This is a genomic window from Methylobacterium sp. WL116 (genome assembly GCF_008039455.1).
Lineage (GTDB): Bacteria > Pseudomonadota > Alphaproteobacteria > Rhizobiales > Beijerinckiaceae > Methylobacterium.
This window is the reverse complement of sequence record NZ_VRUV01000465.1, coordinates 1-3,617: the sequence shown is the minus strand read 5'-3', so window position 1 is coordinate 3,617 and position 3,617 is coordinate 1. Positions and strand designations below refer to the sequence as shown.

3 protein-coding genes are annotated in these 3,617 nt (G+C 69.5%); all 3 read left to right on the top strand.

The features are described 5' to 3' along the window. A partial coding sequence (locus FV223_RS22800) for a porin (RefSeq protein WP_147729128.1) occupies positions 1 to 1,196 on the top strand: 1,196 nt, incomplete at its 5' end. 406 nt (positions 1,197 to 1,602) lie between these two features. Beyond that, a complete protein-coding gene (locus tag FV223_RS22795; RefSeq protein ID WP_147729127.1) occupies positions 1,603 to 2,985 on the top strand; it encodes a 2-hydroxycarboxylate transporter family protein in 1,383 nt (460 codons plus the stop codon). A gap of 246 nt (positions 2,986 to 3,231) precedes the next feature. Next, the coding region (locus tag FV223_RS22790) for a hypothetical protein (RefSeq protein WP_147729126.1) at positions 3,232 to 3,617 on the top strand (386 nt) is incomplete at its 3' end.

Below are 3,617 nucleotides of genomic sequence, written 5' to 3'. Positions count from 1 at the left end.
AGGCCTTCATCCAGTTCGCGGGCTTCACCGCCGGTCGCGCCTCGTCGTTCTTCGACTTCTACGCTCACGACTTCGAGCTGGCCGGCGCCACCGCCGGCTCCGACGTGTCCTCGACCAACCTGATCGCCTACACCGCGACGCTGGGCAACGGCTTCTCGGCGACGCTCTCGGTCGAAGACCCGACCTTCCGCCGCTCGCCGATCTTCTCGCCGACCACCAACTCCGGGAACGTGACGCTCAACACGGCAGCGGCCGTGTTCGCGCAGAACAACTCGCCGATCCCGGTGTTCATCGGCTACAACGCTGCTGGAGCCGCGGCCCGCTACAGCTTCGTCGATGGCATCGAGCGCAACCGGATGCCCGACTTCGTCGGCGCCCTGCGCTACGATGCGGCCTGGGGCTCCGCCCAGCTCACCGCCGCGGTGCACGAGCTGAACGTCGGCAACGTCGCCAACGGCGCCGGTACCCCCGTCGGCGCAGGTGTCATCTCCAACGTCAGCATCCCCCACACCAGCAACGACTACGGCTACGCGGTCCAGGGCGGCGTGAAGGTCAACCTGCCGTTCATCTCCCCCGGCGATACCCTCTACCTGCAGGGCGCCTACGGCGTCGGCGCGCAGATGTACACCGGCTACTCCTCGTACACCGGCTCGTACACCCAGAGCACGACCACGATCCAGGGTCAGAAGTTCGCGCAGTACTTCTCCGACGCGACGATCAACCCCTACACCGGCCAGATGTCGAAGTCCGACAGCTTCACCGTGGTCGGCTCGTACCTGCACTACTGGTCGCCTGAGCTGCGTTCGGCCGCCTTCGGCTCCTACGGCGAGCAGAGCTTCTCGGCCGGCGCCCGCGCCGGTCAGGGCGATGCGTTCACGCTCACCGGTGGTACCGGCTTCGGTGCGAACTCGGTCGGCACGCCCGGCACCCGGTTCTACCAGCTCAGCCAGGCGCTTCGCGACACCTACCAGTTCGTCGCCGGCGCGAGCCTGATCTGGTCGCCGGTGAAGGACCTCGATATCGGTGTGGAAGGCCTCTACACCCAGATCGGCGTCAAGAACGGCCGCGTGATCGACACCGACAAGGATCCGACCGCCTACTCGCGCATCGCCGCGATCAACGCCGGCGGCGCCGTTCGCACCGCGACCAGCGACGACGTCTTCCAGGCCAAGGTTCGCGTCCAGCGCGACTTCTGAGGCGACGCGCCGGATCGGGCGTCGGCTCCGCGCGGGTTTCGACGAGACCCGCGCGGACGGGCATCTGCAGACCCGAGATCCATCCTTCGAGGCCCGGCGGCAACGCCGGGCCTTTTTTCATGCCCGGCCGGCCGCGGGTCATGGATGGAGACAGCCGGCGCGGTCTCTCGGCCGGCCCGTCCGCGGGCCATTGACGTTCCTGGAGGCTTCGGGATGAGATGACGGTGCCGGCGCAGCCCGAATCCGTCGAAGTCCCGGCGGATCCAGGCTCCTGCGGGCGGGCGCCCGGGCCTCGACGAGCTCCGGGCCAGGTCGGTCGCGACGACGTGACCGACCGGGACACGACCACCCCGTCGGCAAGAACGGGCCGGCCCGCCAAGAGGCCGGATCTTCGGAAGGACGCCCCGTGACGAGCCCCCTCTCTCCGCCCCTCGCGGATCGGCCCGTTCCGGGCTCGGACCCGACGCGCCGGTTCTGGCCCTTCGGCTGGTGGCGCCTGGTGGACACCCGGATCGGCATCATCCCGCTGCCGATCTACGCGATCGTCGCGGTGCTCCTGGCGATCCTGACCTCCGAGGGCGAGATCCGACCCGACGGGCCGACGATGATCGCCGTGCTGGTGCTCGGCGGCTTCACCTGCGCCGAGATCGGCAAGCGCCTTCCGATCCTGCGCAACATCGGCGCGGGGGCGATCTTCGCGACCTTCGTGCCCTCCGCCCTAGTCTACTACAAGTTGATCCCGCCCCAGGTCGAGAAGGCGATCGTCGACTTCACCAAGTTCACCAACTTCCTCTACATCTACATCGCGGCGATCATCGTCGGCTCCATCCTGGGGATGGACCGGGACGTGCTGATCAAGGGCTTCCTCAAGATCTTCGTGCCGCTGGCGGTGGGCTCGCTGGTGGCCGGCGCGGTCGGCACGCTCGTCGGGACGATGCTGGGCCTCGGCGCCCGCCACACCTTCTTCTACATCGTGGTGCCGATCATGGCCGGCGGCGTCGGCGAGGGCGCGATCCCGCTCTCGATCGGCTACGCCCAGATCCTCGGCCAGCCGCAGGGCGACGTGTTCGCCCAGGTGCTGCCCCCGGTGATGCTCGGCAGCCTCACGGCGATCATCCTCGCCGGCACCCTGAACTTCGTCGGCAAGCGCTATCCCCACCTGACCGGAGAGGGAAAGCTCCAGCCCGACCACGATGCGACGCCCCCCGGCGACGCCGCCGCGAAGGCCGAGGCGAATTCCGGGCAGGTCGACGTCTCGACCATCGCCGCCGCCGGGCTCACCGCGATCACGCTGTACCTCCTCGGCGTGATGGCCCACCACCTCACCGGCCTGCCCGCCCCCGTGGCGATGCTGTTCCTCGCGGTGCTTGCCAAGCTCTCGAGCGCGGTCTCGCCCCACCTCCAGGCCGGCGGCTTCGTGGTCTACAAGTTCGTGCAGACCGGCATGACCTATCCGCTGCTCTTCGCCATCGGCGTCGCGCTGACGCCCTGGGACAAGCTGATGGCGGCGTTCACGATCACCAACCTGATCACCATCGTCGCCACCGTCACCACGCTGATGGGCACCGGATTCGTCGTCGGGCGCCTGCTCGGGATGTACCCGATCGAGACCGCGATCGTGAACGCCTGCCATTCGGGGCAGGGCGGCACCGGCGACGTGGCGATCCTCACGGCCGCCAACCGCATGGCGCTGATGCCGTTCGCCCAGATCGCCACCCGGATCGGCGGCGCGCTCACCGTGACCGGCACCCTGGTCGCGCTGAGATGGCTGACCGGGATGCCGGCCTGACCCGGCCCGGCACCGCGGGACACCGCACGCCCGGGGCATTTCCCGCAGTCGTTACAACCCTGGGTTAAGTCAGCCTTCACCCTCTGCCGACACTCTGCTTCGGGACCGCCAAGGGCGGCCCGAATCGGAACGCTCCACGATGCTCGCGACAGCCCGAGATCCCTTCCCGCCAAGCCGCTCCGGCGCGATCCGCCAGACCAGCGCGTCGCGGCCGACGAGGCCGACAAGCTGGCGCGCCAGACGCGGGTGCTCGGCCTGCGCTGCCTGCCCGAGACCACCTTCGCGCGCCTGACGGAGATCCTCGCCGAAGGCCTTGATGGCGGAAATGTTTCCGGAACCGTATCCATCGTCCTGACCGATGTCGGCGCGGTCTCGGAGCCGGGCTTCCTGCGCGCCCTCGCGCATCTCGCGGCCGAGCTGCCGCAATTCGGCTGGCTGATCGCGGGCGCGCCGCAGGCCATGCCCGGGGCACGATCGGTCGCGGTCCCGCTGCTTGCCGAATCGGAGACCGCCGCCGCGGTGGACGCGGCGGTCGAGCGGCACGCGGCCGTGATCTCGAAGATCGGCCGAAGCACGGCGGCGACGCTCTGCCGTGGCCTGCCGGGCCTCGCCGACCGCCTCGTGGCCGAGGC